The organism is Bradyrhizobium campsiandrae, assembly GCF_014529705.1.
GTDB classification, from domain to species: domain Bacteria; phylum Pseudomonadota; class Alphaproteobacteria; order Rhizobiales; family Xanthobacteraceae; genus Bradyrhizobium; species Bradyrhizobium campsiandrae.
Map to the genome: position 1 here is coordinate 67,287 of NZ_JAANIH010000023.1, position 26,087 is coordinate 93,373.

The window sequence follows — 26,087 nt, forward strand, 5'->3', positions numbered from 1 at the left end:
GAATAGACATGGTGCACCTTTTCCGGACTTCACTCGGTGTGATGGCGCTCGCAGTGGCAACTGTCGGCGCCGGCGGTGTGCAGGCCGCGAACGGTCCGTTCCTCGCGCATCAGGCGCTCTACGATCTCAGCCTGGTCAAATCGCGCTCCAATTCCATCAACAGCGCGCGCGGCCGCATCCTCTACAATTTCGCCGGAAGCAGCTGCGAAGGCTACACCTCCGAATTCCGCCAGGTCTCCGAACTCGACAGCGGCGAGGGCAAGGTGACGCTGAGCGACCTCCGCTCCAATTCATGGGAGGACGCCGCCGGCAAGAGCTACCAGTTCAAGATCGAGACGCGGATGAACGAAACCGAGGCCGGCCTCGTTGACGGCCGGGCGGAGCGCGACGGCGACCACATCAACGTCAAGCTGAAATTGCCGGCGCCGAAGTCTTTCACGCTCGACGGCAAGATCGTGTTCCCGACCGAGCAGATCCAGCGCATCATTGCGGCCGCCAAGGAGGGCAAGTCGCTGCTCGAGCTCTCCGTCTATGACGGCTCCGACGACGGCCAGAAGGTCTACAACACGCTGACCGTGATCGGCCAGCCGATCCCGCCGGACCGCACCGCTGCACCTGATCCGTCGACGTCGGACGAGCACATGAAATCGCTGAAGCGCTGGCCGGTGACCGTCAGCTATTTCGACCGCGACGTCCAGCAGAAGGAAGGCGAGCAGACGCCCGTTTATGCGATGTCCTTCGAGCTTTACGAGAACGGCGTCTCGCGCCAGCTCGTGCTCGACTACAACGATTTCGTCATTTCAGGTGCGATGGGCAAGTTCGACGTCAAGGACAGCAAGCCCTGCAATTGAACGGCGAGGCTAGCTCTCGACACAGTCTCAAGCTACGCTCCCCTCCAACCACAAACTCCGGGAGCCAGCCCATGCCCAAGCTCGATCATCTCCGTCCCAGCGGCCTGCACCACAATCCCGCTTATTCCCACGTCGTCGCCGCCTCCGGCGCCCGCACCATCTACATCTCCGGTCAGGTGTCGACGGACGAGGAGGGGCGCATCGTCGGCGAGGGTGATATCGCCGCGCAGACCACGCAGGTGATGCAGAATCTCGGCCTCGCGCTGAAAGCCGCCGGCGCGAGCTATTCCAACATCGTCAAGATCACGACCTTCGTCGTGAACTACAAGCCGGAGCTGCGCCCGATCATCGGCAAGGCCCGCTCGGCCTTCTTCGCAGGCATGGAGCCGCCGGCCTCGACCCTCGTCGGTGTCTCCGCGCTCGCCGCGCCGGAATGGCTGATCGAGATCGAGGCGATCGCCGTCGCGGATTGAAAGTACGGACATGACTTCGCAGGATTCCATCCGGATCGCGGCAGCGCTGATGAGCGGGAGCGATGGACGCGTCCTGCTCGTCAGGAAGCGGGCCACGGACGCCTTCATGCAGCCGGGTGGCAAGATCGAGGCCGGCGAGCACCCGGAGGTCGCCCTCAGGCGGGAACTGTCCGAGGAGCTCGGGATCGAAGTCGACCCGAGCGACATGACCTATGTGGGACGCTACACCGCGCCTGCGGCGCATGAGCTGGGCCGGCTGGTCGATGCGGAGATCTTTCGCGTCGCCATCACGTGCCCGGTCAGCCCCGGCGCGGAGATCGAGGAGATCCTCTGGCTGGATCCGAATGCGCCCGGTTCGGTGAAGCTCGCGCCTCTCACGCGCGACAAGCTGCTTCCGCTGTGTGTACGCGACTAGCGCGGTAGCCGTACCTCCCCTCCGGCAAAAGGCGAAAACAACCCCATGCACAGTAGAAACGAGTTCTGGGAACGGTTCGTTCTTTCGTTTTTTTAGAATTTACTTTGACGCGTCGGGCAAAACAGGCGTACGATGCCATAATCGCCGTCCAATCCATTCGGCAGACTTGATGGGGATACAAGAGATTCCCGGCGCCCGACTCTCATGACGCTTGACGGCGACTCGTCCGTCCGAGCGGCTCGCCGCGATGATGCTGCAACGGTTTTCAACATCACCCAGGCATCGATCCGGGGGCTTGCGGGGCCCTCCTGTTCGCGCGTTGGCCGGCTTTTTATGAGGAACTCATCGCCAGAGCGATGCCGGTCTTCGCAATGCTGGGCAACACGTCTCGTTACGGGAGCATGAGCGAAAGCTCAGCGGCCATCGCCCGCAGCTTAGAGACGAATTCTCCTGCCAATTTTTCTCTGCTAGCGCGCGCACTGCTCGTGCTTGCATTGAGGGCTGCCACAACGAGACCCGCGCGATTGAAGACCGGAACGGAGACACTCACCAGGCCATCCTCGAGTTCTCCGTAATTGATGTGATAGCCCTTCGGCCGAGCATCCGCGATCAGCGCCAGGATCTCGCGCTTCTGCATGATCGTGTGCCGCGTGTATCGCGTGATCCTGGTTCGCGCCAGCAGACGTTCGACCTCAATGCGTGGCTTGTGAGCAAGCAGCATTCGTCCGGAGGCAGATGAGAATGCTGGCAGGCGCATGCCGGTGGTGACGACATACGACAGGCGGCGGCCGGGAATGTCGGAGCGTGCGACGAACACGACCTCGGCATCGTCCAGGACGGAAAGGGAGGTCGTCTCGCCGATCGAAACTGCGAGATCGTCGAGAAACGGCTGAAGCGAAGCGCCAAGACCGGCCGATGACAGGAACGAGTAGGCAAGGCGAAGTACGCGCGTGGTGAGCTCGAACCTGCGCTCGTGCACGCGCGCGAAGCCGAGCCCGACCAGCGTCAGCAGCAGACGCCGCGCTACGGCCCGATCAAACCCCGTGCGTTCCGCGATCTGCGACAGCGTCATCGCCCTGTTTTCGGGACCGAAGGCCTGGATCACCGCAAGACCGCGTGCAAACGCGGTCACGAAGTCACGGCCCGGTTCCTCGTCGGCGGCCGGGTGGTGACGAATGGTCTTCGATGTCGCCATCGATCGTGTCTCCTAGCTCTTGTGCGCTCAGCGCACATAATAGCCCAAAAACGCACAATTCGCGCTCGCACTCGACCGCCGTCCCCGCGCATATTCCGCGCAGAACACAGGCGCAGGAATGCGCGGGAAGGGAAGGAACATTATGGCCCTTGGCAGCAGCGAAATATTGCAACGGGCGACCGGGCTTTCGCCGGTGCGCTCGGGCGATCATTTCGACATTATCGTCGCCGGCGGAGGAGCCTCGGGCTTGATGGCCGCGGTGTCTGCGGCGCGGCGTGGTGCCCGCGTGCTTGTCGTCGAAACATCGGGCTGCTTTGGTGGCGCGGGCACCACGTCCATGGTGGCCCAGTGGCTCGGCTTCTACAACGGCCTGACCTGCGCGGTTGGCGGCCTGCCGATGGAGTTTGCCGAACGGGTCATCGCGCGCGGCGGATCCAAGGGTTTCGAGAATTACGTCCTGGCCGAAGCGACTGCGCAGCCGCTTCGCTTGAAGCGCCTGCCGTTCAATCCGGAAATCGCCAAGCTCGTCGCCGACGAACTGGTGCTGGAGAGCGGCGCGTCCGCATTGGTTCACGCCCGCATCGCCGGGGCCCGCCTGGAAGGAGACCGCGTCACGGCCGTGCAGGTCGAGACCTCAGGGGGACGGCTCGAGGTGCGTGCGAACTGCTTTGTGGACGCGAGCGGCGATGCCGTCGTTGCGCGCCATGCCGGGGCGCCGTTGAAGGGCGTCGGACCTGGCGAGCACCGAATGGGGATGAGCCTCGTGTTCCGGCTCTCGCATGTCGACATTGCCCGCTTTCGCGCGCTCTCGAGACAGGACAAGCGCGCGATCGCGCTCGAAGGCATTGCCGCGGGCGAGCTGTTCTGGGACGTCCTGTCCATTTCGCCGGTGGGCGAATCCGATGCCATCTGCCTGATGAGCCACCTCGATGGCCTCGACAGTCTCGATCCGAACGATCTGACCAGGGCGGAGTTCATCGGGCGTTATCAGGTCGGCAGGATCAGCGGCTTCCTGAAGCGAAGAATGCCCGGATTTGCGGCTTGCGAACTCGCGGCCATCGCGAGCCATATCGGCGTGCGGGAGAGCGTCCGGCTGGTCGGCGACTACCTCCTCACCGAGCAGGATGTCGTCGGCGCCACCCCGTTTGAGGACGCCATCGCGCTCGGATGCGGTCCGCTGGACGTGCACGAGGAGGACGGCAGGCTGCGGCTGTTCATGCCCTCGCAGCCCTTCGAGATCCCGGTGCGCACGATGACATCCGCGTCGGTGAAAAATCTCGTGGTCACCGGTCGCGCCATCTCGGCGAGCCGCGAAGCGAATGGCGCCATACGTCATCAGGCCACGGCGATGGCGCTCGGCCAGGCTGCCGGTCATCTGGCGGCCGAGGCGGGTGCTTTCGGATGGGACGTGCGGGCAGTCCCGCACAAGATCGTCCAAGATGGTCTGGCCGCGGCCGGCGCCTTGCCGTCGCTGCGGCATCTGCCCGCGCAGACGGCGGCCGGATAACGGCCGCGCGAGGGGACACTCTCATGAGCGATTCATCCCTGTTCGACCGTCGAACATGCCTGTCGACGCTCGCCGCCGCCACGCTGGCAGCTCCGTTGGCCGCAAAGGCCGATCCGGTGCCCGTGTCCCGGAGGACCTTCGTTCTCATCCACGGCGCCTGGTTCGGCGGATGGTGCTGGGCCAAGGTTGCAGACCGTCTTCGCGACAAGGGTCATCGCGTGTTCACCCCGAGCCTGACGGGCCTCGGAGACCGGGCCCATCTGGCGGCGCCGAACGTGACCCTCTCCACGCATGTCGCTGATGTCATCGACGTCCTCGATTCCGAGGAGTTGAGCGACGTTGTTCTCGTGGCTCACAGCTATTCGGGAGTGCCGTGCGCGATGGTCGCCGAGCGGACCAGCGCAAGGATCCGCCGGCTCATCTTTCTGGATGCGGTGCTGCCGGAGGATGGAAAGCCACTCTCGACCCTGTCATCTCCCAAACTCTGGGAGGAGCGGGTCGCGGCCTCCAAAGCCACACCAGCGAACGGCTTCCCACCGCCGCCGGTCGCAGCATTCGGAATGGCAGACCCGGATCAGGCAGACTGGCTGGAGAGACGGCTGCGCCCCCAACCGATCGGGACCTATCTCGAGCCGCCAAAGCTCGCAAAGCCGGTCGGTGACGGCATCGACACGGTGTATGTGAGCTGCGAAGCGCCGGCGATGGCCGCGATTGATCCCTTCCGTGCATGCGCGCGAGCAAGACCGGACTGGCACTTCCAGAGCGTCTCCGCGTCCCACGCATGCATGATCGCCGACCCGCAACTGACCGCCGATACGCTAGCGGAGTTGGTCGCGTGAGCATTTTTGCGGAAGAGACCAGGCGTTTGCTCAAGCAGGGGAACGAGATGAGCGTATCTGCGGAGCTTGCGGATGCAGCAGGTGGAGCATCGAAGGTTGCGGCGGTCCATGAGCCCAAGGCAGCGATCTCGCGCTATCGCTGGGTCGTCCTTGCGGTCGCGTTCGCAGCCTTCCTCGTAACGTTCCTCGATCGCCTGGCATGGGCGAACGCCAACCTGCTCGCCGGCAAGTCATTGGGAATCCCGATCGCCGCGCTCGGCGTATTTGTCACGGCATTCTACGTCGGCTATGTCACCGCCAGCGCGTTGGCAGGCTTTGTCACCGATCGCGTCGGGCCGCGATTGATGCTGTTCTTCGCGCTTGCTCCACTTGCCGCAAGCACCTTCTTGTTCGGCCTGACCACCTCGTTTGCGATGGGCCTTGCCTTGCAAGGCCTCATGGGTCTGTGTGCCGGCGCTGATTATGCCGCTTGCGTCAAGGTTGTGGCGTCCTGGTTTCCCCGTGCTGAGCGCGGCAGGGCGTTCGGCCTGTTCTCAATGGCGCCGTCCATTGGCGTTGCAGGCGCCAACGCGATCTTTCCCTGGCTGCTGAACCTGATCGACTGGCCAACGCTCTATTGGGGCCTCGGCGGCCTGACCTCGCTGGTCGCGGCGATATGCCTTTGGCTACTGACGGATTCCCCGACGGAGCGCGACGATGGCGTCCGGTCCTCGCCCGTGTATTCCGCAACTCGGCGCCGTGGATTGGCGGCGCTCTGCAAAGACAGAAACCTCGTGCTGATCGCACTCGCCGGCTTCGGTGCCAATTGGGGGACATGGGGCTTTGCATTCTGGGCGACCGCGCTGATGGTGCGGGGCTATCAGCTCAGTCCGACCGATGCAGGCGTGGTCGCGCTGATCTTCGGCATTGCGGCTGCGGTCTCGAAGCCGCTTTACGGCCTTCTGTCTGACGTGCTGGGTGGCAAGCGGCGCAATCTGGTCATCTACGACCTCATCGCTTTCGCTGCCATGCTGATGCTGTTCGGCTTGATGCAGACGAAAGCCGGCTTCCTGCTGGCTGCTCCATTCCTTGGGCTGACGGCGGTGGTCTACAGTCCGCTTCTGGCCGCCATGATCACCGAGAAGGTCGATCTGCGCTTCACGGCCACGGCGACAGGCGTCATCAATGCATTCTGGCAGCTGGGCAGCGTCATCGTTCCAACCATCGTAGGCGTGGTGTTCGCCGCAACGGGCTCGTTTTCGATCGCCTTCGCGATTCTCGCAGCAGGACCGCTGATTGGAGCATTTTGCATGTTCGCGGTTCGCGAGTAGGCGAACACGGTACGCAATCGCAATCGTTGCGCCAGCAGCGTTTCAGAAGAAGGTAGGCCGGATGATCCCAACACTCAGCGGTGCGACAAGGCTCAACGTCATCGTCGGCGATCCGGTCGCACAGGTACGCGCGCCGGCGGGGGTAACCCGGGCCTTCGCCGAGCGAGGCCACGATGGAATCCTGGTCCCTGTGCAGGTCTCGGCTGCGGACTTGCCCGACTTCATTTCGGTCGCGACCCGCCTCGAGAACCTCGACGGTATCATCGTGACCATTCCGCACAAGTTTGCCTGCTATCAAGCGTGCGAGAACGCAACCGACCGCGCACATTTCCTGGGCGCGGCGAACCTCATGCGCCGCCGTCGTGCTGACCGCAAATGGCACGGAGACATGGTGGACGGGCTCGGCGGCGAGCCGATCGAGATCGTGCACATGGAATTATAGGCTCGACGCACCAATCCGACTTGATCGTCCGCACCCCCATCCCGGATTCGCTGCGCCGCAGTTGCTTCACTGCTGACATCTCCTGCAGCAGCACCATCCATCACGCTGTGCGCCTTCTCAGGAAGAGACCGGTTTCGCAAGGGCGCAATCCTACCGGCGAGGCGTTTCAGCAGGCATAATCGTTCAACTCCCACCCCAAGCGACCAAGGATATACTCACATCCGTCATCGGTGGCGCCTGGCAACGTGGAGCCGGAATGGCTGCTCATAGTCCGTCTGCGAAGTTGCGCCGGGTATGCCGGAGGTCCGCTCATTGAGCCAGAGCGAGCCAGGAATTGCTCAACCTGAGTCCTTCGATCCAGGGCGGAATTTCTGCCGCGCAAAGAGCGTGGTGTAGCTGACAAATAGCCTCTGGTTGTACATGGTGACGCGCTATAAGGTCGACCAGCAACAATGCGGCGGACAACCAATGCTGAGGATTTGCGATGATTAAGCAATCCCTCCACCAATCGAATCGCTATCTCTGGCGGCTATTATCTTTGTTGCTGATTGTAATTCCGTTCCTTCCGGAAATCGTAATCGTGTCAACGGCTGCTGTTGCAGAAATTATGGGGTGGGATCAGAAGGGCGTGTGCACCATTTATTCGCTGCCATTGACCAAGATCATAACCTTCGCGTTGGAAGCAGCGGCAAGCTCGATCTTGGCTGTTATCCGTACTGACGCCAAGTGGCTCCCTGTGTTTTATGCCGGCGTTTCCGCATGGCTTTGTCTCTGTTTGATCACAATATATCTCGGTTGGGCGTCGCCGCTAAGTCGACTTCTGCTCGGCTTCGCGGCGGCATTGGCATTTGCCTTCCTACCCTACCTCGGACCAATGCTAGCTATCGCCAGTCTGATGAATGACAATTGCCAGCCGAACGAGGCTGGCATCGGCTCTTGCGTCGTGTTTGGTGGTTATATCGGGAATGCGGAGTATAGTCCCGTGCACGACGCTGTCGCGATAGGTTGGTTGGCTTCTTACGGCGTCCCGCTCGCATTCGGCATTTTGGGCATCTACGCAATCGCAGTCATCTTGTTTTGGGCAGGTTCGAGAAAGCGCACTCGCGCCGTCGTGCGATAAGTTTGCTTACGCGAATACCACTTTTGATCGCAAAAAAGCTTGCAACCGACTTAAACTTGTGGCGCAATTTGCGTAGCACCATTGAGGGAGATGTCAATGCTGCGAGATATTTCAACAATACTATTTCTGATCGTAATCACCTTCAGCGCCCTCGCGTTCCAACAACATCCGGCAACCGCACAAGCGTCGTCGGAGAAGCCGACACCTTGCGGCAGCTACAAAGAGGAAGAAACGGGAGTGTTGAAAGATATCACGGAGGACGAAGGCCGTGTGATCATCGGACAATACTCAACGCGCTGCGGTAGCTATTATGCGCCTTACGCAATCATGGCGGCCGCCGTCTACCCTCCTATTAGCGCTGAGCTTGAACAAAACCGTCGAGCGGGGCGCAACAAAGTGCCCGACGCCGACGTGGCAGTGAAGGCGCTTAAGCCAGACAACAGGCTATATGCCAAGGCGCTTCTGCGCGGATGGAGCTACCAATTCGGCAGCGAGGGTTACACCGCGTGCCTGCATGACAAGGATGAAGCCTATCCGGAAGACGATGCTTGTAAACGTTCGCTACCGGGCAGGATCAGACGCCTCGTTGGTTCCTATACGGACTTCGCGTTCAACGTATGGACTCACAGACGTAGACGTGCCTCATGCAGCGAGGTGAGTATCGTGTTTCGTGGCACTACCAACTTGGCTGATTACGTAAGTAGTGGCTATCGTTACACCGGTTGGGTGGCGGATACTGGTTATCATCAACTAGAGCGCAATATCGACGCTATCATCGGAAGAATTGCGAAACTGAACTGCTATAGGAACGAAACTCAAATCGTTTCAGTGGGACATTCGCTTGGGGCAGGCTTGGCCGAATTGGCGGCTTTTGCGCCGCGAGTAGGTGGTCCGCGCATTGCGAAAGTTTTTGCGTTCAACCCGTCTTCGGAGTCAGGTTACAAACTTGTTGATCAAAAAAGGCTGGCTTCGAACGCTGGATCCAAGGACGAAAAGAATTCCTCGCTCGAGATCGACTATGTCTACCATCCTGGAGAGATCCTAGAACAAGAGCGAGTATGGATCCCGCAGTATCCAATCAAACAGCGCTGTTTCCCGCTGGTACGGACTGTCAGGTTCGACGTGAGTGAAGACCGTGGGTTAGTTGCACAGCACAAGATCGGCAATTTTGCTGACGGCATTGTTAAAACATCAATGAACGCGAGGACATTGTCCGCGCCACCTACGGTGAGTGGTTGCGATACGCGATATCGCCGCCCGGAGGGAGAAGGAGAGTTGGTGGCTGCCGCACCTGAGCAAGCCATCTACGCCCGCGGCGTCCCCCTCGCGAAGACCGCCGCAACCAGTAGATATGGGTTCACGAGTACTTATGCGACCGAGACACAAATTAAGAAACAGGAGGGACGCGCATTCGCAAGGCCTGCGGCGCTTCAGCGTGAGCTTGATATCGGTAGCACATTCGCCATGACTGGCTATGGCGGTTGATTTGGGTGTGCTCTTTCGTCGTAGCGCCTCCGGTGAGGAGCGCGTCTTTCCGACTACCATATGACTGCAGTACGTTCGATTGCCGATGTCGCCTATAGCCCCTTCAGCGACCTTGGCAGACGTCCGCTTTCCCGCTCCTGTTAGGGCTTGAGCAGGCACCTGGCGGCCAGCTGGCTTATGACCCAGCCCGGGTCTCGTTCGGCCCGCCCATGTTTTGCAACAGAGCCATTGCTTCATCGGCCCTGTCGTAAGGCACGAAGAGGTGGTCGTGATGAAAAGCCGACACGGCGTTGACGCTGATGCCGGCTGCGGCGAGGCGCACGGCGATTGCCGCCAGGAATCCCACGGCATCGAGCGCGGACTGAACCGTCAGCGTGATCAGCCCTGAGGCGAACGCGTAGCCCAGTCCTGCCGCTTCGGCGCCTTCGCGATGAACGACGAGCGTCGTTCCTTCCTCCTCCCGGAACGTCAGCAGTGGATCGAGTGCTGCGGGAACAGGCGCGCCCGCCGCGATCGTGCAGAACACGAAGATGCCCGGCTGCAGCTCCGGTTTCATGTTCTTCAGCAGAGTGGTGAGGTCGCGTTCGGTTGGCACGTGATTTCCTTCTCATGGATCGTAACGGCGAGAATCCATCGCCGTCATCGTGAGGTGCCGTAGCCTTGCGGCGCTATTGCGCCGCCGGGCGGAGGCCTCGAAGGATGGACGGCCCGGCTGACAGCTCGGCCGTCTATCCTTCGAGGCTCTCCACACGGCGCGTTGCACCGTGTGTTTCGTACCTCAGGATGACGGAACGAACACCGCCATCGCAGCCGGATTACTCCTGCGTCTTCTCCGGCCCCTCATACGCGATGCCGCGAATGACGGCGGCATTGCCGAACTTCTTGCGCAGACTGTCGACCGCGCGCTCGGCATGCGCGGCGCGGCGGTCGAGCATGTCGGTGTCGTCGGCAGGGGAGCCTTCGCGAAGTGCGCTGACGCCGGCGCCCATCAGGCGGAAAGCGGTGCCGTCGATCTCTTTCGCCAGCATCTCGCGGCAGATCGAGAAGATCTTTGCGGCAAGCTGCGTCGGCGCCGCGATCGATTGCGAGCGGGTGCGCTGGCGGAAATCGGCGGTCTTCAGCTTCAGCGTGACGGTCGAGCCGGCGAGCTCGCTGCTCTTGAGCCGCGACGAGGTCTTTTCGCACAGCCGCCACAGGATCTTTTCCAGCGAGGCGAAATCGCGGATGTCGGTTTCGAACGTGGTCTCGCTCGAAATCGTCTTGGCGCCGCGGTCCGGCTCGACGCGGCGGTCGTCGATGCCGCGGGCGAGCCGCCACAGCCTGCGGCCATCGCTCGGAAACTGCCGCATCAGCTCGATCTCGTCGGCCTTCTGCAGATCGGCGATGAGACGGAAACCGCGCTGCACGAGCCGCTCCTGCGTCGCCGGCCCGACGCCGAAGATGAAGCCGACCGGCTTCTCGGCCAGCATCGTGCGCGCCTCGTCCTGATCAAGCGCGGCAAAGCCGCGGGGCTTGTCCAGGTCGGAGGCGATCTTGGCCAAAAACTTGTTGCAGGACAGGCCGACCGAGACTGATATGCCGACGTCGCGCTCGACGTCGCGGGCAAAGCGCGCCAGCACCTTTGCCGGGATCATGCCGTGCACGCGCTCGGTGCCGGAGAGGTCGAGGAAGGCCTCATCGATCGAGAGCGGCTCGACCAGCGGCGTCAGCGCCTGCATCGCCTGGCGCACCTCGCGGCCGACGCGGACATACTTTGCCATGTCAGGCGGGATAACGATCGCATGCGGGCAGGCTTCCAACGCCCTAAACATCGGCATGGCCGAGCGCACGCCATAGGTGCGCGCGATGTAGCAGGCCGCCGACACCACGCCGCGTTTTCCGCCGCCGATGATGACGGGCTTGTCCGCAATGTCGGGATTGTCGCGCTTTTCGACCGTCGCGTAGAAGGCGTCGCAGTCGATGTGGGCGATGGTCAGCCCGGCGAGCGCGCGGTGCCGGACCAGGCGAGGGGAGCCGCAGGCGGAACAGCGCCGCGCGCCGATATCCAGATCGGCCAGACAATCCCGGCAGAAGCAGCGGGGCCCGGCCGCATCAGGGGCGCTCACGGCACGTCGCGCTCCCAGGTGCGGTCGCCGAGCGCATCGCCCAGCACCTGCCGCGCGGCGGCAACGTTGGTCGGATGCAGCCCCACAGCCTTGGCAAAGGCCTTCACGGTGTCGTCATCGCGCAGCACGAAATCGAGCACGCTGAGCAGGAAATGCGGGTCCGAGGCGGCGTTCCGGAGCGTCTCCGGACCGACCCCTGTCTCGGCCAGGAACAGGCCCAGCCGCTCGGGCTCGCCGGCGACGAAGGACAGGGCCTGAATCGCAACGATTTCAGCGACTTCGCGGGGGTTGTGAACAGGCTTTTTCAACGGCCCGGTTTGCCTTTCCATTAACTTTCGGTGTCTACTTTGGACTATGCCCGAGTCTCGAGACTGAGTCTCGGCGTTGAGCCTTGGGGCCCCAGACAAGCAACTGGAAACCACATCGCAGAAAGTGCCCCCTCGGGTTTAACCAAACTCAAGCGAATCTGGGGCTAGTTTGAATCCAGTTTTCGAAGCGCCGGAAAGCGGCGCCTGAGGCGTCACATGCATCGGTCTTTGCGACCAAACAGGAGGGCGGGATGGCCAAGACCGTCCTGATCGTGGAAGACAACGAGCTCAACATGAAGCTCTTCCGCGACCTGTTGGAGGCGCACGGCTATCAGACCTCGGGAACCAGTAACGGATATGAGGCGCTCGACCTCGTCCGCAAGATGCGGCCTGACCTCGTGCTGATGGATATCCAATTGCCGCAGGTCTCCGGCCTCGAGGTGACGCGCTGGATCAAGGACGATCCGGAGCTCCGTTCCATTCCCGTCGTCGCGGTCACGGCCTTCGCGATGAAGGGCGACGAAGAGCGCATCCGCGAGGGCGGCTGCGAAGCCTATTTGTCCAAGCCGATCTCGGTCGGCAAATTCATTGAGACGGTCCGGCGTTTTATCGGATAGGAAGTGAGTTCACAGTGTCCGCGCGTATCCTTGTCGTCGATGACGTTCCCGCCAACGTCAAGCTGCTGGAGGCCCGTCTCTCGGCCGAATATTTCGACGTGATGACCGCCTCGAACGGCACCGAGGCGCTGGCGCTGGCCCGCCGCGCCGAATGCGACATCGTCCTGCTCGACGTGATGATGCCCGACATGGACGGTTTCGAAGTCTGCCGCCGGCTGAAGACCGACCCGGCAACCCACCACATTCCGGTCGTGATGGTCACCGCGCTCGACAGCCCCTCCGACCGCAACCGGGGGCTGGAGGCCGGCGCGGACGACTTCCTGACCAAACCCGTCTCCGACGTCGTGCTGATCGCGCGCGTGCGCTCGCTGACGCGGCTGAAGATGATGACCGATGAGCTGCGCATGCGCGCCATCACCTCGCTCGAGATCGGCATGCAGGCGCCCGAGCGCAGCGCGGTGGCCGACACCGGCAAGGGGGGCCGCATCCTCCTGGTCGACGACCGCGAGTCCTCCTACCAGCGGCTGGCGACGATCCTCGCCGCCGAGCACACCGTCGACGTCGAGCCGAACCCGACGGAAGCCTTGTTCCACGCCGCCGAGGGCAATTACGACCTCCTGATCGTCTCGCTCGACCTCAACAATTTCGACGGCCTCAGGCTGTGCAGCCAGGCGCGCTCGCTGGAGCGCACGCGGCATGTGCCGATCCTGGCGATCGCCGATCCCGAGAACTCGACGCGGCTGCTGCGCGGCCTCGAGATCGGCGTCAACGACTATCTGCTGCGCCCGATCGACAAGACCGAGCTCCTGGCGCGCGCGCGCACGCAGATCCGCCGCCGCCGCTACACCGACCATCTGCGCGACAACGTGCAGAACTCGATCGAGATGGCGATCACCGACGCGCTCACCGGCCTGCACAATCGCCGCTACATGGAGAGCCATCTGGCAACGCTCGCCGAGCAGGCCTCGACCCGTGGCAAGCCGCTCGCGCTGATGATCCTGGACATCGACTATTTCAAGTCGATCAACGACACCTACGGCCACGACGCCGGCGACGACGTGCTGCGCGAATTTGCGGTGCGCGTGCGCAAGTCGATCCGCGGCATTGATCTCGCCTGCCGCTACGGCGGCGAGGAGTTCGTCATCGTCATGCCGGAAACCGATCTGCACGTTGCCGGCATGGTCGCCGAGCGCCTGCGGCGCTCGATCGCGGGCGAGCCCTTTGCCGTCCACAAGGGCACCAAGCGCATCGAGGTGACGATCTCGATCGGGCTGACCACGCTGGAGCAGAAGGGCGAGGCGGTCGCCGACGTCCTCAAGCGCGCCGACACCGCGCTCTACCGCGCCAAGCACGACGGGCGCAATCGGGTGGTGTCGCAGGCGGCGTGAGGGCCAGTCGCGGCCCAACCAAGCGCAGACTCACGCACACTGCCGGCGCTGGCCGTATCAACGGCCCGAAGCGGAAGTGACGCACGGCCAGCAAGCGGCCTTGCTCATCCTGATGAGATCGCAAACGGTACGTTTACTGCCCTTGGGTCACTTGCTGCAAAAGCTGTTGAAACATCTGGGATGCCGGGTCCCGTTGACCTTCGGCTTTCCGGCACACTCCCTCGAGTGCCCCTTTGATGCCGCCGCTCACGCGGTCGAGTTCGCGCTCGTTCAGACCGTTGCTGTCCGCGTTGATTGCATCAGTCATCAGTTCTCTCCGTTACCTGGCGCGATCATCCGACGCCGATGCGGCCACATTGGCATCACCGCGCACGCCGGTATGTGACGGCCATCACAAGATGTCTGATTTAACGCCGGCGCTCGCCGGTCAGCTCGTGCCTTGCAGCCTAGACCTCTTCCGGCCACGTAATCGGCGTGCAGAACAATCCGCGGCGCTCGATCTCCTGCCGGAGTTCTTCGGCGCGGCTCCGGGCTGGTTCGCCGACCAGGCGGACGGCGGACCTTGCGTCGGCGAGCGCCTGGTCGCGGATGTTTTCGTACATGCGCATGATGAAGTAGTCGGAGAGGTTTTCGAAAGGCATCCGAGCTTCAAGTCCCATGAGGGTGGGCCGCCAGACTTGGGGCAGTATCGCTGGCGGCCCGTACCGGACGATTGAAATCGTGGTCTTGGCGTTCGACTTGGGAAAAAGACCAGCCCCGCCCGGTGCCGCATTGAAACCATTCGCCGCCCGCGAGCTCAAGCCGATGTTCGGATTAACCTCACTTCTCAAGGTTAAGGACGACGGTTACCTCCGCCGCCGATCTGTGGCCGGCGTCGCCGCGCCATCGCCGACATCCACCCCCGCATTCTGCAGCAGCACCTTCGCGGCTTGCTTGGCTGCGCGGGCCATGGCGGGGTCGTCGCGCACGAGGTCCTGCGCGATGGAGCCGTCGACCAGCAACACCAGCTGCGTTGCAAGTGCATCCGCATCGGCAACGCCAAGCTCGGTCAGCCGCTCGCGAAACCAGACGCGGCGGCTTTCCTTGAAGGCGATGGCGATCTTCTTCACGGCGCGGTCGGTCGGTCCGAGCTCGGCCACCGCATTGACGAACGGGCAGCCGCGAAAATCTTTCGCCGCAAAACGCCGCTCCAGCGAATCGAAGGTGCCGAGAATCTGTTCGGCCGGCGGCTTGTCGGAGGGGCGGGCGTGGACGAAGCGGCGCTCGAGATAGGCCGCGATCAGCGCGTCCTTGGAGGGGAAGTGGTTGTAGAGGGTGCGTTTGGAGATGCCGATCTCGGCGGCGATGGTGTCGACGCCGATGGCGCGAATGCCTTGCAGATAGAACAGTCTGTCGGCGGTCTGCAGGATCCGCTCTTTCATCGTCTGTGGGGCGGGCGGGGGAGCCATGCGTCGTGAGGTGTCCTGTTCGCTTGACAGCGCCTGCCTCTTATAGGCTAATTACACAGGTCTGTGTAACCAAAATCAGCGCGAATTGCAGACGGCGGCACGCGTGCCGTGCCCATGAGGGAGAACAAAAATGCCCCTGTTGCAGGTCCTGCGTCCGACCCTGCCGATCCTGATCGGCGCCTCGATCATGCTGACGCTGAGCATGGGCCTGCGGCAATCGCTCGGCATCTTCATGCAGCCGCTGACGCACGACATCCACCTCTCGGTGTCGGACTTCACGCTGGCGCTCGCGGTGCAGAATCTCGCCTGGGGCTTTCTCCAGCCGCTCGCCGGCGCGATGACGGTGCGCTTCGGATTCCGTCCGATCATGATCGCAGGCGCGCTGATGTACATCGCGGGCCTCGCCCTGATGGCGACCGCGAACGGGCTCGTCAGCATCATGGTCGGTGCCGGCGTACTGATTGGCACGTCGCTCGCCTGCACCGCAGCCGCGATCGCGATGTCGGTGGCGGCGCGTGCAGTTCCGGCAACGGTGCGCTCCACCGTGCTCGGCATCGTCTCCGGCGCCGGCTCGCTCGGTGCGCTGTTGTCGGCGCCGATCGGGCAGATGCTCAACGAGGGCTTTGGCTGGCGCATCGGGCTTGCCGGTTTCGTCGTCATGTCGGTGCTGATGATCCCTGCCGCGTGGTATGCCGGCCGCGTCGACGCGATCCCGCTGCCGAAGCCGGCCGCCGACGACATCGGCGATGCCACGGCCGCATCCGCGACCAGGGCGGCGTTCGGCAATGCCTCCTTCGTGGTGATGACCTGCGCCTATCTCGTCTGCGGCATGCAGCTCGTCTTCCTCACCACGCATCTGCCGTCCTATCTAGCGATCTGCGGTCTCGATCCGATGCTGAGCGCTCAGACGCTCGGCATGATCGGCGGCTTCAACGTGCTGGGCTCGCTGTTCTTCGGCTGGGCCGGCCAGCGCTGGAACAAGCTGGCGCTGCTGGGCGCGATCTACATCCTGCGCTCGCTGGCGCTCGCCTGGTATTTCATGCTGCCGGCGACGCCGTTCTCGACGCTGCTGTTCGGCGCGATCATGGGCTTCCTCTGGATGGGCGTCGGCCCGCTGGTGGCCGGCGCCGTCGCCGAGATGTTCGGCCTGCGCTGGCAGGCGATGATCCAGGGCCTTGCCTTCATGAGCCATCAGATCGGCAGCTTCCTCGGCGCCTACGGAGGAGGGCTGATCTACGATTCACTCGGTTCCTACACCATGGCCTGGCGCATCGGCGTCGCGCTCGGTCTTGCCGGCGGCATCATCCAGGTCGCGTTCGCGCTCGTGAGGCCGTCGCAGCCGCCCGCGCCGGTGTTGCGGACTGTGTAGACGTCCCCTCAGACGACCACGGCGGCAATGGCCTCGATTTCTATCACGAACTCGGGCCTGACGAGCCCGGCGACAATGATCAACGTTGTCGTCGGAGGCGTCCCAGGAAAGCGGCGGTCCCGCGCGCGTCTATAGCCGTCCATATGCTCGCGCGCTGTGACGTAAACGCTGAGGCGAATGACGTTCTCCATTGTCATGCCGTCTTCAGCCAGAATGGCCTTGATATTGGCAAGGCAGATCTCGGCTTGTCCTTCGCTGTCCGCAGGGATCTTGTCTTCCCGATCGATGCCGAGCTGTCCCGCTGTGATCACCAGCCGATGGTTCGCCGGGACCGCAAGGCCATGGCTATATCGGGCCAAGGGAGGGCGAATAGTTGATGGCGATAGCGCGCGCACGGAACGCTCCCATGTCGGATATGAAGCGAGGCCAGTTGCAGTATGCTGGCGGACAACCTAGAGACCGCGACCTCTTCTGTCCAGCGACAGAGGGACAGCGCACGGGCCAAAGAGACTTTCCGCTTCGTGTCACAGGACTAAACCGCTGGCGCGGCAGGGTCAGCTTGCACAATCGCGCAGCAGATTCGTGATTTTCGTATCGAGATCTCGGGCGACAGCAAGCGCTTCCGAGCTGCCATAGCCCATCAGATAGCTCTCCATCGTGTCATACGAGACGTGCACGCCGTCGGCGCGCTCATCGACCAGCACAGTGACTGGCGCGTAGGATCCGGCATCGGGGACGTGCTTGACCATGTCTTTCATGATAAGTGGATTGCCGACGACAAACCGCATGATCCTGGGCGTCCCGGATCCGGATTCGCGGCGCAGAATGTCGCCCAGGTCGAATTGCGCAAAGAGCATGAGATCCGTTGGGCCGAGATTGCGTCGTACGACGCGTTCCAGATCCGGGAAGGAATGTGTCGCCTTGGTCTCCTTGAAGAATTCGGCGATGTCAGGCTGTCCGATCGCGGACTTGAAGGCGGCCACAACGGCGTCGAATGGTTTTGAGCTCGTCAGGCTGAATCGTTCCACGTCGACTTTAACGATTGTCATCTCGTCCTCTTTACGTCTCTATTGGCGGGCTGCGTGTGATGGCGTCGGAACGCGAGGGATCATGCCGTCGCAGGCTGCGCGTCCAGGAAAGTCCGGACGTGGCTGACGAACATCGCGTGGTGCTGAAACAGGGCGCCGTGGCCTGAGTCGGGATAGAGCGCCAGTTGCGCGTTGCTGAGTTGCTTGAATATGGCGTAGGCGTTGCTCGCGGGCAGCATGGTGTCGTGGCTGCCGCTGACGACGAGAACAGGCTGATTGATCGCGCGAAGAATGGCGTGCTCGGGGTCCGGCGTGGCACACCAGGTGATCAGCGCCTTGGCCTGCGGATCGGTGACCTTGTTGCCGTTGTCGGTGTCCCGATCTTCCCGGCGCAACTTCGTCCGCTTCAGGAATGCCAGGCCGGCCGACTGGCTGGCGGATGACTTCGTGAAGAACAGCGGCAGACGGGGGTCCGGCGCATCGGTCCGGGCAAACGCCTCCTGCAAAACCGCCAACAGGTGCTCCTCGCCGCCTTTCGGCGCGGTCCCGACGAGGATGAGTTTGCGCACCAGCTGGCCATGCTCGGCGGCGATCTGCTGAGCGATGCAGCCGCCGAGAGAAAAGCCCAGCAGGTCGACTTCAGAAAAGCCGAGGAGATGGATGAAGGCGACTGCATCTCGCGCCATCGCCTCGACGTTGTCGGGCGTTTGGCCGGTCGAACGGCCGACCCCGGCATTGTCAAAAGCGATCACGGGGCGATGAATGGCCAGAGCGTTGACGACGGCGGGATCCCACGCATCGATGTTGCCCGAGAAGTGCTGCAGGAGAACCAGCGGCGTTCCGGTCGCGGGGCCGAGGCGGCGATAGGCAAAGCGGATGCCCTGGCCTTCGACGTAACGGGTCGGCGCCGTTTCGAGTGTGGCATTGTCGTGTTGCGCGATGTCGAGTTGAGTCATGTGATCCTCCGGATGCTTGGCATGTGCGCTCCCGGCGCGGCGGCGCCGGGAGCGGCTCCGTCACTTCACGAGGGTTGCCTTTTCGATGACCTCGGCAACTTCCTTGGCATGGACAACGAGCGAGGCGTGGCTGCCGGCGACGTCCGTCACCTGAGCCTTCATCCTGGCTGCGAAGAACTTCTGGGCCTCGGGCGCGATGACTTTGTCCTTGGTGGTGATGACATCGAACGTCGGCTTGTCACGCCAGGCCGCAATGGTGACGGGAGCCTCGAACGCGGCAACATTCAATGGAAGCTGCGAGTTGGCCAGGTGCTGGGCGATCTCCGGCGGAAGGTCAGCCGCAACCGCCGACGGAAATACCTTGGGATCGATGTACAGATTGCCCTTCGCGTCGGGATGGATCGCGTTGCCGCCTTCGGTCGGCGGGCCGGCCTTCGACAGCGAAGCCAGGGATTCGCCAACATCGGGCGCGAAGGCGGAGACATAGACCAGCGCCGAAACCTTGGGATCGTCGCCCGCTTGCGTGATCACCACGCCGGCCCAGGAGTGGCCGACCAGAACGGTCCTGCCGTCCTGCTTCGCGAGCGCCTGTTTGGTGGCATCGACGTCAGCAGCGAGCGATGTGAGCGGATTTTCCACCAGCGTGACGTTGTAGCCCTTCTTCGTGAGGATCTCGGCAACGGGCTGCCAGCTCGTCTGGTCCACGAAAGCGCCGTGCACGAGCACGATGTTGTGGGCTGCTCCCTTGGGCGGTTCGGCGGCGCGCGCGGAGCCGACCAGTGTCGATCCGGCCAGGAGTACGGTGGCGGCTGAGAGAAGGATGCTTCGCATTGATAATTCCTGTTGGCATGTCGGACGAAAAAGTCCGGGGGGGAATGGACAGGCGTTTCCAGCAACGTCGCGATTCTTCCATCTGCCGTCGGCGAGATGGTTGCCGCACGTGACGGCGGCCCGTCGCGGCATGAGGTAGTGCGCGGACTTTTCGGACAGTAGCCATCAACCGTCCGGATGTTGTGTCCGATCGTCCACCGGATTAGCTTGGGCGGCATGGACATCCTCGCCCAAGTGCTCGACCGCATTCGTCTCGGGGGGACGTTGCTGTTCCACTTCGAACTCGGCCATCCCTGGCATCTCGAATTGCCGGCGCGCCCCTACGCTCTGTTTCACTATCTCAGCCAGGGCTCGGCGACCCTCGCGCTCGGGCAGGGGCGGAAGATCCAGATGACCGAAGGCGATTTCGTCGTCATCACACGAGGCGAGCCCCATGCGTTCTACTCGGATCGCCGGGCCAAGCCTTTGCGGATCATTGACATCAATCGGGCGTCCGCGCGGTTTGGCATCATTCGCCACGGCAGCCGCGCCAAGCCGTTCTCGACCATGATCTGCGGCAATTTCACGGTCTCGCGGCCGATGTTTGCCAGCGTGCTGGAACTGCTGCCCCCCGTACTCCTGCTGAAGCCGACGGCAGATGGCGGCTGGCTTGAAGCGATCCTGCGCCGCATGGTCAGCGAGCACGCGCTCGAGCGTCCCGGCCAAAGCGTGGCGCTTTCGCGCCTGACGGAAGTGCTGTTTGTCGAGGTGCTCCGAAGCTGGACCTCGTCTCTCAGTCCCGGAGAAGGCGGCTGGCTCGGGGCCATATCCGACCCGCATATCGGACCAGCGCTCAAGCTCATTCACGAAAACCCGGAGCGGCCATGGACCCTGAGCGAGCTTGGCCGTCGCGTCGGGCTCGGCCGCTCGGCATTTTCGGCGCGCTTCACCAGGCTCGTCGGCCAGCCCATGCAGCGTTATGTGATCGAGCGCCGGATGGCCGAAGCGGCGTTCCTGCTGGAGACCAGCGATGAGGCGATCGCGCAGATTGCCAGCCGGGTTGGCTACGAGACAGCGGCGGCGTTTTCAAAGCTGTTTCACCGGCACCACGGAGAATCGCCAGGCCGTTACCGGGCCTCGCGACGCGCCGCCAGTGGGCGTGCGCCGCTGGACGGTTCGGAATTGCAAGTATCGGATTGACCTCGGCAACGGTCGCTCTGGACGCCGCGCGGCGGCCCTCATGCCGCGACCTTCACCTTGACCGAGGCGGGCAGCGGAAGGCGCAATCCCCCAGCCAGCGTCGCGCGGCGCGCGCGTGGCTGACGCTTCGGCAGCTTCCCGAAATAAGCGAGGGTTTGCACCAGCGCGGATCGGACGGCTGGCTCGATCTTCGCGCAGATGAACCAAGAGCCAAGGACGAGCATGGTCAGAGCGATCCACAGCGCCGTGGTGGCATCGAGGCCTGAAACCACCAGGGCGCGAATGATTGCAGAGCCGATGACGTTGTGGGTGAGATAGAGCGGATAGGTGATCAGTCCGAGCGTTCTCAAAAAGGCCGGTGCTGCAGGGAAGCTGGTCCTCGCCGAGCGCCTGCTCCTGACGGCGGCGATGGCCATGAGCAGCACGGCGGCTGCCCAGACCATGATCGGCACGAGCGCCGATTGATCGGCGATGGCAGGTATGGAGGTCAGAAAGAACGAGGCAAAGACATAGATTTCCGCGGCGCCCGAAACACAGGCGACGGCAATGGCGAGCTGTTCGAGCGGCGTCATCCGCCTGTTCGCGGCAATGAACAGCCAGATCCCCAGCGCAAAGAAGCAGCCATGGCTCAGCAGGAATGCCGCGCACGGCACCCGAAACATGAGAATGACGAGATAAGGCAGGTCGGACGGCGTCGTGCATGACGCGACAAGCAGCGCGACGGCATTGAAGATTGCGCTGTAGACGGTGAGGCCCCAGGCCAAGTGCCGCAGAGTGACCGTCTTGGTGAGCATCGCGCAGAACACGAGTCCATAGAACGCGGTTTCCGCTGCCAGCGTCCAATAGACCTCGTCCAGCCATTGACCTGTGACACCCTTGGGGACCATCAGCATGGCATGGATGTAGGGCAGGATCAGTTCGGAGGCCGGCCCGCTGCCGAACAGCAGCAGGACGAGCAGGGTTGCGGTGGCGCAAACCCAGACGGCCGGATAGAGCCGGAGTGCGCGACCGAGAAGAAACGCGCCCGGCGAAGACTGGATCGCGGAGTTTGCGATGACGAAGCCGGAGATCACGAAGAAGATCTCCACGCCGACCCAGCCGAACCATGTGTAGGGCGCGGCGGAGGGGTAGAGAACATCGGCCGCGACGGTGCGCTCGAAACCCGGGACGCCGATCGACGTCCAGGCCCAGGACCAGAACATCTGGTGGAAAATGGCGACGGCAAGCGCGGCGGCGAAGCGCAATGGATCCAGCAGGGACAAATGGCTTTTCACGGAAGTGGACCAATTTCATGCAGCGATCACGCTGCGGTATTGGATCCGCTCATGGCGCTCTGCGAGGTGGGTCACACTTGCGCCGCCGCCACCCGCATAAGCAGATCGTAGCGTCGGTCAAGCGGACAGCAGCGACGGCTGGTCCTGCCGCCGTGCGGATCGCAGGCTGTCCAGTTCGACGCGGACGCGGTCGACGACGCTGGCCCAGTCGCCTCGCTCTCGCTGCCTGAACAGCCGCATCGACTGGTACCACGGGCTGTCGTCACGCTCGAGGAGCCAGCGCCAGTCCGGATTGAACGGCACCAGCGTCCAGACCGGAGCCCCGGACGCGCCGGCGAGGTGAGCGACGCTGGTGTCGACCGAGATCACCAGGTCAAGGCACGAGATCAGCGCCGCCGTGTCGCTGAAATCCGTGAGTTGTTCGGTCAGGTCGACGATGTCGGGACGCTGGTTCAGGAAAACCCGGTCGTGGTCGCGAACGCCTTTCTGCAAGGAGACGAACTGAACGTCGCAATCCAGCAGGGGTGTGAGCGTGCGCAGGGCCATCGATCGGTTGTGATCGTTCTTGTGATCCGGATTGCCCGCCCAGACCAGACCGACACGGAAGCGATTGAGAGGACCAAGCCGCGCTTGAAGCCGATCTTGCCACGCCTGCACGCGCGTTGCGGAAGGTGGAGGCAAATAGCCTTGCGCGAACGGGATGGTGTCGAGCCGTGTCCCGAAGGCGAGCGGCAGAGTGCCCAGGGGGCAGTGCAGATCGAACGCCGGCGTCGACGACCGGCCGATACACTCGGCGACTCCTTTAACACTGCCCAAAAGCGGCTGAATCGGGGGTTCGACCTCCAGGATGACCCTGGCGCCAAGCGCGGCCACCATGGGCACGTAGCGGGCGAACTGGATCGCATCGCCCAATCCCTCGTCGGAATAGAGCAGGATGGTCTTGCCCGCGATCGGCTGGTCGCCGCGCCAAAGGGCTTGCGAGAAGCCGCGATCGACCAGGCCGACGGAGGGAAGCCGCCAACGGGCCTCGCGCGCGAGCCAGCCGCGCTCGAAATCGCCGGTCAGCAGCTGAAGCGTCGCCAGATAGAACAGCGTCTGCGCATCAGCAGGGGCGGCCGCGAGCGATTTTTGCAAGGTCGCGAACGCTTCATCCAGCAATTGCAGATGCAGCAGGACCACGGCCTTGTTGTTGAGCACGGCATGGAAATCGGGGCGAAGGCCAAGGGCCCGGTCGAAACAGGCAAAGGCTTGCTCCAGCCGACCAGATCGCCAGTGCAGCAGGCCGAGATTGTTGTGCGTCTCCGCAAGATCCGGATCCAGTGCGATGGATTTCTCGTAATCGGCCTGCGCTTCCTCGAAGCGGTTCAGCTCCGACAGGCAAACGGCGCGCATCTGGTACAGCGCCGCGGATGGATTCAGCTTCTCAGCGACGTCGAAGCATGCCACGGCCTCCGCGTGGCGGCCGAGTTCGAGCAGCAGCATGCCGCCATTATGCGCGGCCTCCCAATATCGCGGATTGAGCGTCAGGGCCTGCTGCAAGTGCTGCGCGGCCTCGTCCTTGCGCCCGAGTTGCCAGAGCAGGTTGCCAATGTGATTCCAGAGGCCCGCATCCTCGGCTTTGAGGGCCAAGGCCTGGCTGAAGTGTTGCTGCGCGTCCTCGAGGCGGCCCTGTCGCTCCAGCACGGTGGCGAGGCTGAGGATGTACTCTGCCTTCGGTGCCTGCTGGACTGCGCGGCCAATCCATTCTGCGGCGGCGTCGGGCTGGCCCGCGTGAAAGCAAAGCACGCCGAGCAGATGCAGCGCATCCGGATGATGCTCGTCCAGCGTCAGTGCTTGCTGGCAGCACAGCTCGGCATCGGCAATCCGTCCGGACTGAAAATGCACAAAGCCGGCCTGGCACAGCGCCGCCGGTGTGGCCTTCCCGGATTGTTTCGCCGCCGCCGCCCGGCGCTCTCTGCGATTCATGACTCGCTGCAAAATGGTCCAAAGCGGCCTCGCAATTGAAGGCAGGGAGGCTGCCTGTTCTGACCACATCAGGATTTCGCGAAGCTGGTGGCGGCGCATTCGGCATCGGAGAGGGGCCAGTGCTGTCACCCCATGCTCCGTCATTGCGAGCGGAGACAACTGGGCCGCAACGAAAACGGGGCCCACAAGGGGGCCCCGCAAAACTCTTCGCTACTGCCGATCTAACTTGATCTTCTTACTTGATCTTGGCTTCGCGGAATTCGACGTGCTTGCGCGCGACCGGATCGTACTTCTTCTTGACCAGCTTGTCGGTCATGGTGCGCGAGTTCTTCTTGGCAACGTAGTAGAAGCCGGTGTCGGCCGAGGACACGAGCTTGACCTTGATGGTGACCGCTTTGGCCATGTTCTGAACCTCAGGAATTGGGGAATCTGGAGCCGGCCAAACGGCCCGCGTTGGCCGGCAAACTAGCCAGAAACCGCCTGATGTCAAGGTTTCGAAGCGTTTTCGAGCGACGTGGGCACCGGTTCGCGTGAAGAAAACGCGTCAAAAACAACTACCTACAGCTCCGAAGGGGCTGTAGGCCCTGAAAACGAGCCAAATCGGGGCTTTTACGCCTCGAAGAAGCGGTTTTTCGGGCGGGGTAGGCCGAGATTCTCCCTCAAAGTGGCCCCTTCATACTCTTTGCGGAAAATCCCGCGCTTCTGCAGCTCCGGGACGACCTTGTCGACGAAATCGTCGAGGCCGGCGGGCAGGAACGGGAACATGATGTTGAAGCCGTCGGAGCCGCGCCCAACCAGCCACTCCTCCATCTGGTCGGCGATGGTCTTGGCCGTGCCGACGAAGGACAGCCCGCCATAGCCGCCGACGCGCTGGGCGAGCTGGCGCACGGTGAGCTTGTCGCGTTTGGCGAGATCGACCATGCGCTGGCGGCCGCTCTTGCTGGCGTTGGTCTCGGGAATCTCAGGGAGCTGTCCATCCGGATCGAAGCCGGAGGCATCGGTGCCGAGGATGACGGAGAGCGAGGCGATGGCGCTGTCGTAGTGCACGCGGCTGTCGAGCAAAGCGCGCTTCTCCTTGGCCTCATCGACGCTGTCGCCGACCACGACGAAGGCGCCTGGCAGTATCTTGAGGTGCTCGGGATCGCGGCCGATCTTCTCCATGCGGCCCTTGATGTCGGCATAGAGCTTTTGCCCGTCGGCGAGGCTGCCGCCGCCGGTGAAGACGGCCTCCGCCGTCTCCGCCGCTAGCTGCTTGCCGTCGTCGGACGCGCCAGCCTGCACGATCACGGGCCAGCCCTGCACGGGGCGGGCGATGTTGAGCGGGCCACGGACCTTCAAATATTTGCCGACATGGTCGAGCGTGTGCATCTTCGCAGGATCGAAGAACAGGCCGCTGTCGACGTCGCGCACGAAGGCGTCGTCGGCGAAGGAATCCCAGAGGCCCGTGACCACGTCGTAGAACTCGCGGGCGCGCTTGTAGCGCTCGGCGTGCTCCATGTGGTCGTCGAGGCCGAAATTCAGCGCCGCGTCCGGGTTCGACGTGGTCACGATGTTCCACCCGGCGCGGCCGCCGCTGAGATGGTCGAGCGAGGCGAAGCGGCGGGCGACGTGATAGGGCTCGTCGAACGTGGTCGAGCCGGTCGCGATCAGGCCGATGCGCTCGGTGACGGCCGAGAGCGCCGACAGCAGGGTAAACGGCTCGAACGAGGTCACGGTGTGGCTGCGCTTGAGCGCGTTGATCGGCATGTTCAAGACGGCGAGGTGATCGGCCATGAAGAAGGCGTCGAACTTGCCGGCCTCGAGCTTTTTGATCAGTGTCTTGATGTGGCCAAAGTTGAAATTGGCGTCCGGCCAGGCCCCGGGATAGCGCCAGGCGCCGGTGTGGATGCTGATCGGGCGCATGAACGCGCCAAGCTTGAGTTGCCGTTGTGCCATCGCGCCGTGGTCCGTTCTTGATGTCGTTGGGGAAAGACATAGGTGCG

General features: G+C 63.0%; 27 protein-coding genes and 1 pseudogene. 13 read left to right on the forward strand and 15 right to left on the reverse strand.

Annotated elements, in window-relative coordinates:
• Nucleotides 1-8 precede the first annotated feature (8 nt).
• The 3 genes from G8O24_RS18700 to G8O24_RS18710 all read left to right on the forward strand — a co-directional run bounded on the left by G8O24_RS18700 (nucleotide 9) and on the right by G8O24_RS18710 (nucleotide 1,739).
• The gene (locus G8O24_RS18700; protein ID WP_188101784.1) at nucleotides 9-851 is read left to right on the forward strand and encodes a cell envelope integrity EipB family protein; all 843 of its coding nucleotides are present in this window, start codon (nucleotides 9-11) and stop codon (nucleotides 849-851) included.
• Between the two features lie 71 nt (nucleotides 852-922).
• Nucleotides 923-1,324 (forward strand): RidA family protein, encoded by a 402-nt coding sequence (locus tag G8O24_RS18705; protein ID WP_188101786.1) that lies wholly within the window; start codon nucleotides 923-925, stop codon nucleotides 1,322-1,324.
• 10 nt (nucleotides 1,325-1,334) lie between these two features.
• Nucleotides 1,335-1,739, forward strand: a complete 405-nt coding sequence (locus tag G8O24_RS18710; RefSeq protein WP_188101788.1) for an NUDIX hydrolase — start codon at nucleotides 1,335-1,337, stop codon at nucleotides 1,737-1,739.
• Nucleotides 1,740-2,130: 391 nt separating this feature from the next.
• Here the strand turns inward: G8O24_RS18710 and G8O24_RS18715 are convergent, their stop codons facing one another.
• On the reverse strand, nucleotides 2,131-2,934 hold the full coding sequence (locus G8O24_RS18715; RefSeq protein WP_188101790.1) for an IclR family transcriptional regulator domain-containing protein: 804 nt from the start codon (nucleotides 2,932-2,934) through the stop codon (nucleotides 2,131-2,133).
• A 142-nt stretch (nucleotides 2,935-3,076) separates the two neighbouring features.
• Between G8O24_RS18715 and G8O24_RS18720 the strand changes: the two genes are divergently transcribed.
• From G8O24_RS18720 to G8O24_RS18745, 6 genes and pseudogenes are all read left to right on the forward strand, one after another.
• Complete coding sequence (locus tag G8O24_RS18720; protein ID WP_188101792.1) at nucleotides 3,077-4,441, forward strand: FAD-dependent oxidoreductase; 1,365 nt, start codon at nucleotides 3,077-3,079, stop codon at nucleotides 4,439-4,441.
• Nucleotides 4,442-4,464: 23 nt separating this feature from the next.
• Nucleotides 4,465-5,280: an alpha/beta fold hydrolase gene (locus G8O24_RS18725; RefSeq protein ID WP_188101794.1), complete on the forward strand. Its 816-nt coding sequence runs from the start codon at nucleotides 4,465-4,467 to the stop codon at nucleotides 5,278-5,280.
• 47 nt (nucleotides 5,281-5,327) lie between these two features.
• Nucleotides 5,328-6,590 carry an MFS transporter gene (locus G8O24_RS18730; protein WP_188101796.1) on the forward strand — a complete coding sequence of 421 codons (1,263 nt, stop codon included), beginning with the start codon at nucleotides 5,328-5,330 and terminating at the stop codon, nucleotides 6,588-6,590.
• A 61-nt stretch (nucleotides 6,591-6,651) separates the two neighbouring features.
• Nucleotides 6,652-6,996, forward strand: a pseudogene (locus G8O24_RS18735) (shikimate dehydrogenase); the annotation flags it as partial.
• A gap of 520 nt (nucleotides 6,997-7,516) precedes the next feature.
• Nucleotides 7,517-8,152 (forward strand): hypothetical protein, encoded by a 636-nt coding sequence (locus G8O24_RS18740; protein WP_188101798.1) that lies wholly within the window; start codon nucleotides 7,517-7,519, stop codon nucleotides 8,150-8,152.
• A 96-nt stretch (nucleotides 8,153-8,248) separates the two neighbouring features.
• A complete protein-coding gene (locus G8O24_RS18745) occupies nucleotides 8,249-9,637 on the forward strand; it encodes an alpha/beta hydrolase family protein (protein WP_188101800.1) in 1,389 nt (462 codons plus the stop codon).
• Between the two features lie 175 nt (nucleotides 9,638-9,812).
• On the opposite strand, the gene G8O24_RS18750 is transcribed toward G8O24_RS18745, so the two are convergent.
• The 3 genes from G8O24_RS18750 to G8O24_RS18760 all read right to left on the reverse strand — a co-directional run bounded on the left by G8O24_RS18750 (nucleotide 9,813) and on the right by G8O24_RS18760 (nucleotide 12,050).
• Nucleotides 9,813-10,232: an ACT domain-containing protein gene (locus G8O24_RS18750; RefSeq protein WP_188101801.1), complete on the reverse strand. Its 420-nt coding sequence runs from the start codon at nucleotides 10,230-10,232 to the stop codon at nucleotides 9,813-9,815.
• 220 nt (nucleotides 10,233-10,452) lie between these two features.
• On the reverse strand, nucleotides 10,453-11,742 hold the full coding sequence (locus G8O24_RS18755) for a DNA polymerase IV (RefSeq protein ID WP_188101803.1): 1,290 nt from the start codon (nucleotides 11,740-11,742) through the stop codon (nucleotides 10,453-10,455).
• Entirely contained in the window at nucleotides 11,739-12,050 is a 312-nt protein-coding gene (locus G8O24_RS18760; protein ID WP_057756589.1) for a DUF3572 domain-containing protein, read from the reverse strand. The genes G8O24_RS18755 and G8O24_RS18760 overlap by 4 nt, the downstream gene beginning before the upstream one ends.
• Before the next feature lie 251 nt (nucleotides 12,051-12,301).
• On the opposite strand from G8O24_RS18760, the gene G8O24_RS18765 reads away from it, so the two are divergent.
• Both G8O24_RS18765 and G8O24_RS18770 read left to right on the forward strand, forming a co-directional pair.
• Nucleotides 12,302-12,667 carry a response regulator gene (locus G8O24_RS18765; protein WP_008130064.1) on the forward strand — a complete coding sequence of 122 codons (366 nt, stop codon included), beginning with the start codon at nucleotides 12,302-12,304 and terminating at the stop codon, nucleotides 12,665-12,667.
• A gap of 14 nt (nucleotides 12,668-12,681) precedes the next feature.
• The gene (locus G8O24_RS18770) at nucleotides 12,682-14,055 is read left to right on the forward strand and encodes a PleD family two-component system response regulator (protein WP_188101805.1); all 1,374 of its coding nucleotides are present in this window, start codon (nucleotides 12,682-12,684) and stop codon (nucleotides 14,053-14,055) included.
• A 133-nt stretch (nucleotides 14,056-14,188) separates the two neighbouring features.
• Here the strand turns inward: G8O24_RS18770 and G8O24_RS18775 are convergent, their stop codons facing one another.
• The 3 genes from G8O24_RS18775 to G8O24_RS18785 all read right to left on the reverse strand — a co-directional run bounded on the left by G8O24_RS18775 (nucleotide 14,189) and on the right by G8O24_RS18785 (nucleotide 15,503).
• Nucleotides 14,189-14,362, reverse strand: coding sequence for a hypothetical protein (locus G8O24_RS18775; protein ID WP_188101808.1), 174 nt, complete (start codon nucleotides 14,360-14,362; stop codon nucleotides 14,189-14,191).
• A gap of 139 nt (nucleotides 14,363-14,501) precedes the next feature.
• Nucleotides 14,502-14,696: a hypothetical protein gene (locus G8O24_RS18780; protein WP_188101810.1), complete on the reverse strand. Its 195-nt coding sequence runs from the start codon at nucleotides 14,694-14,696 to the stop codon at nucleotides 14,502-14,504.
• A gap of 204 nt (nucleotides 14,697-14,900) precedes the next feature.
• Complete coding sequence (locus tag G8O24_RS18785; RefSeq protein ID WP_188101812.1) at nucleotides 14,901-15,503, reverse strand: TetR/AcrR family transcriptional regulator; 603 nt, start codon at nucleotides 15,501-15,503, stop codon at nucleotides 14,901-14,903.
• 130 nt (nucleotides 15,504-15,633) lie between these two features.
• On the opposite strand from G8O24_RS18785, the gene G8O24_RS18790 reads away from it, so the two are divergent.
• Nucleotides 15,634-16,872: an MFS transporter gene (locus tag G8O24_RS18790; protein ID WP_188101814.1), complete on the forward strand. Its 1,239-nt coding sequence runs from the start codon at nucleotides 15,634-15,636 to the stop codon at nucleotides 16,870-16,872.
• An 8-nt stretch (nucleotides 16,873-16,880) separates the two neighbouring features.
• On the opposite strand, the gene G8O24_RS18795 is transcribed toward G8O24_RS18790, so the two are convergent.
• The 4 genes from G8O24_RS18795 to G8O24_RS18810 all read right to left on the reverse strand — a co-directional run bounded on the left by G8O24_RS18795 (nucleotide 16,881) and on the right by G8O24_RS18810 (nucleotide 19,687).
• Entirely contained in the window at nucleotides 16,881-17,267 is a 387-nt protein-coding gene (locus G8O24_RS18795; RefSeq protein WP_188101815.1) for a RidA family protein, read from the reverse strand.
• A gap of 159 nt (nucleotides 17,268-17,426) precedes the next feature.
• A complete protein-coding gene (locus G8O24_RS18800) occupies nucleotides 17,427-17,921 on the reverse strand; it encodes a DUF302 domain-containing protein (RefSeq protein WP_188101817.1) in 495 nt (164 codons plus the stop codon).
• A 59-nt stretch (nucleotides 17,922-17,980) separates the two neighbouring features.
• The gene (locus G8O24_RS18805; protein ID WP_188101819.1) at nucleotides 17,981-18,856 is read right to left on the reverse strand and encodes an alpha/beta fold hydrolase; all 876 of its coding nucleotides are present in this window, start codon (nucleotides 18,854-18,856) and stop codon (nucleotides 17,981-17,983) included.
• Nucleotides 18,857-18,916: 60 nt separating this feature from the next.
• Nucleotides 18,917-19,687: an alpha/beta hydrolase gene (locus tag G8O24_RS18810; RefSeq protein ID WP_188101821.1), complete on the reverse strand. Its 771-nt coding sequence runs from the start codon at nucleotides 19,685-19,687 to the stop codon at nucleotides 18,917-18,919.
• 216 nt (nucleotides 19,688-19,903) lie between these two features.
• Here G8O24_RS18810 and G8O24_RS18815 point away from each other — a divergent pair, with 216 nt between their 5' ends.
• Nucleotides 19,904-20,866: an AraC family transcriptional regulator gene (locus G8O24_RS18815; RefSeq protein ID WP_188101823.1), complete on the forward strand. Its 963-nt coding sequence runs from the start codon at nucleotides 19,904-19,906 to the stop codon at nucleotides 20,864-20,866.
• A 38-nt stretch (nucleotides 20,867-20,904) separates the two neighbouring features.
• Here the strand turns inward: G8O24_RS18815 and G8O24_RS18820 are convergent, their stop codons facing one another.
• The 4 genes from G8O24_RS18820 to G8O24_RS18835 all read right to left on the reverse strand — a co-directional run bounded on the left by G8O24_RS18820 (nucleotide 20,905) and on the right by G8O24_RS18835 (nucleotide 26,040).
• Entirely contained in the window at nucleotides 20,905-22,140 is a 1,236-nt protein-coding gene (locus G8O24_RS18820; RefSeq protein ID WP_188101825.1) for an acyltransferase family protein, read from the reverse strand.
• Nucleotides 22,141-22,257: 117 nt separating this feature from the next.
• Nucleotides 22,258-24,204 (reverse strand): tetratricopeptide repeat protein, encoded by a 1,947-nt coding sequence (locus tag G8O24_RS18825; protein WP_244645897.1) that lies wholly within the window; start codon nucleotides 24,202-24,204, stop codon nucleotides 22,258-22,260.
• Between the two features lie 136 nt (nucleotides 24,205-24,340).
• Nucleotides 24,341-24,508 (reverse strand): 50S ribosomal protein L33, encoded by a 168-nt coding sequence (gene rpmG / locus G8O24_RS18830; RefSeq protein WP_007603295.1) that lies wholly within the window; start codon nucleotides 24,506-24,508, stop codon nucleotides 24,341-24,343.
• 206 nt (nucleotides 24,509-24,714) lie between these two features.
• Nucleotides 24,715-26,040: an LLM class flavin-dependent oxidoreductase gene (locus tag G8O24_RS18835; RefSeq protein WP_188101827.1), complete on the reverse strand. Its 1,326-nt coding sequence runs from the start codon at nucleotides 26,038-26,040 to the stop codon at nucleotides 24,715-24,717.
• Nucleotides 26,041-26,087 lie beyond the last annotated feature (47 nt).

Excerpts from the sequence above, each read along its gene's own strand:
- G8O24_RS18700 (WP_188101784.1), top strand. The coding sequence starts at position 9 with ATGGTGCACCTTTTCCGGACTTCACTCGGTGTGATGGCGCTCGCAGTG.
- G8O24_RS18705 (WP_188101786.1), top strand. The coding sequence starts at position 923 with ATGCCCAAGCTCGATCATCTCCGTCCCAGCGGCCTGCACCACAATCCC.
- G8O24_RS18710 (WP_188101788.1), top strand. The coding sequence starts at position 1,335 with ATGACTTCGCAGGATTCCATCCGGATCGCGGCAGCGCTGATGAGCGGG.
- G8O24_RS18715 (WP_188101790.1), bottom strand. The coding sequence starts at position 2,934 with ATGGCGACATCGAAGACCATTCGTCACCACCCGGCCGCCGACGAGGAA.
- G8O24_RS18720 (WP_188101792.1), top strand. The coding sequence starts at position 3,077 with ATGGCCCTTGGCAGCAGCGAAATATTGCAACGGGCGACCGGGCTTTCG.
- G8O24_RS18725 (WP_188101794.1), top strand. The coding sequence starts at position 4,465 with ATGAGCGATTCATCCCTGTTCGACCGTCGAACATGCCTGTCGACGCTC.
- G8O24_RS18730 (WP_188101796.1), top strand. The coding sequence starts at position 5,328 with ATGAGCGTATCTGCGGAGCTTGCGGATGCAGCAGGTGGAGCATCGAAG.
- G8O24_RS18740 (WP_188101798.1), top strand. The coding sequence starts at position 7,517 with ATGATTAAGCAATCCCTCCACCAATCGAATCGCTATCTCTGGCGGCTA.
- G8O24_RS18745 (WP_188101800.1), top strand. The coding sequence starts at position 8,249 with ATGCTGCGAGATATTTCAACAATACTATTTCTGATCGTAATCACCTTC.
- G8O24_RS18765 (WP_008130064.1), top strand. The coding sequence starts at position 12,302 with ATGGCCAAGACCGTCCTGATCGTGGAAGACAACGAGCTCAACATGAAG.
- G8O24_RS18775 (WP_188101808.1), bottom strand. The coding sequence starts at position 14,362 with ATGACTGATGCAATCAACGCGGACAGCAACGGTCTGAACGAGCGCGAA.
- G8O24_RS18780 (WP_188101810.1), bottom strand. The coding sequence starts at position 14,696 with ATGCCTTTCGAAAACCTCTCCGACTACTTCATCATGCGCATGTACGAA.
- G8O24_RS18785 (WP_188101812.1), bottom strand. The coding sequence starts at position 15,503 with ATGGCTCCCCCGCCCGCCCCACAGACGATGAAAGAGCGGATCCTGCAG.
- G8O24_RS18790 (WP_188101814.1), top strand. The coding sequence starts at position 15,634 with ATGCCCCTGTTGCAGGTCCTGCGTCCGACCCTGCCGATCCTGATCGGC.
- G8O24_RS18800 (WP_188101817.1), bottom strand. The coding sequence starts at position 17,921 with ATGACAATCGTTAAAGTCGACGTGGAACGATTCAGCCTGACGAGCTCA.
- G8O24_RS18805 (WP_188101819.1), bottom strand. The coding sequence starts at position 18,856 with ATGACTCAACTCGACATCGCGCAACACGACAATGCCACACTCGAAACG.
- G8O24_RS18810 (WP_188101821.1), bottom strand. The coding sequence starts at position 19,687 with ATGCGAAGCATCCTTCTCTCAGCCGCCACCGTACTCCTGGCCGGATCG.
- G8O24_RS18815 (WP_188101823.1), top strand. The coding sequence starts at position 19,904 with ATGGACATCCTCGCCCAAGTGCTCGACCGCATTCGTCTCGGGGGGACG.
- G8O24_RS18825 (WP_244645897.1), bottom strand. The coding sequence starts at position 24,204 with ATGCGCCGCCACCAGCTTCGCGAAATCCTGATGTGGTCAGAACAGGCA.
- rpmG (WP_007603295.1), bottom strand. The coding sequence starts at position 24,508 with ATGGCCAAAGCGGTCACCATCAAGGTCAAGCTCGTGTCCTCGGCCGAC.
- G8O24_RS18835 (WP_188101827.1), bottom strand. The coding sequence starts at position 26,040 with ATGGCACAACGGCAACTCAAGCTTGGCGCGTTCATGCGCCCGATCAGC.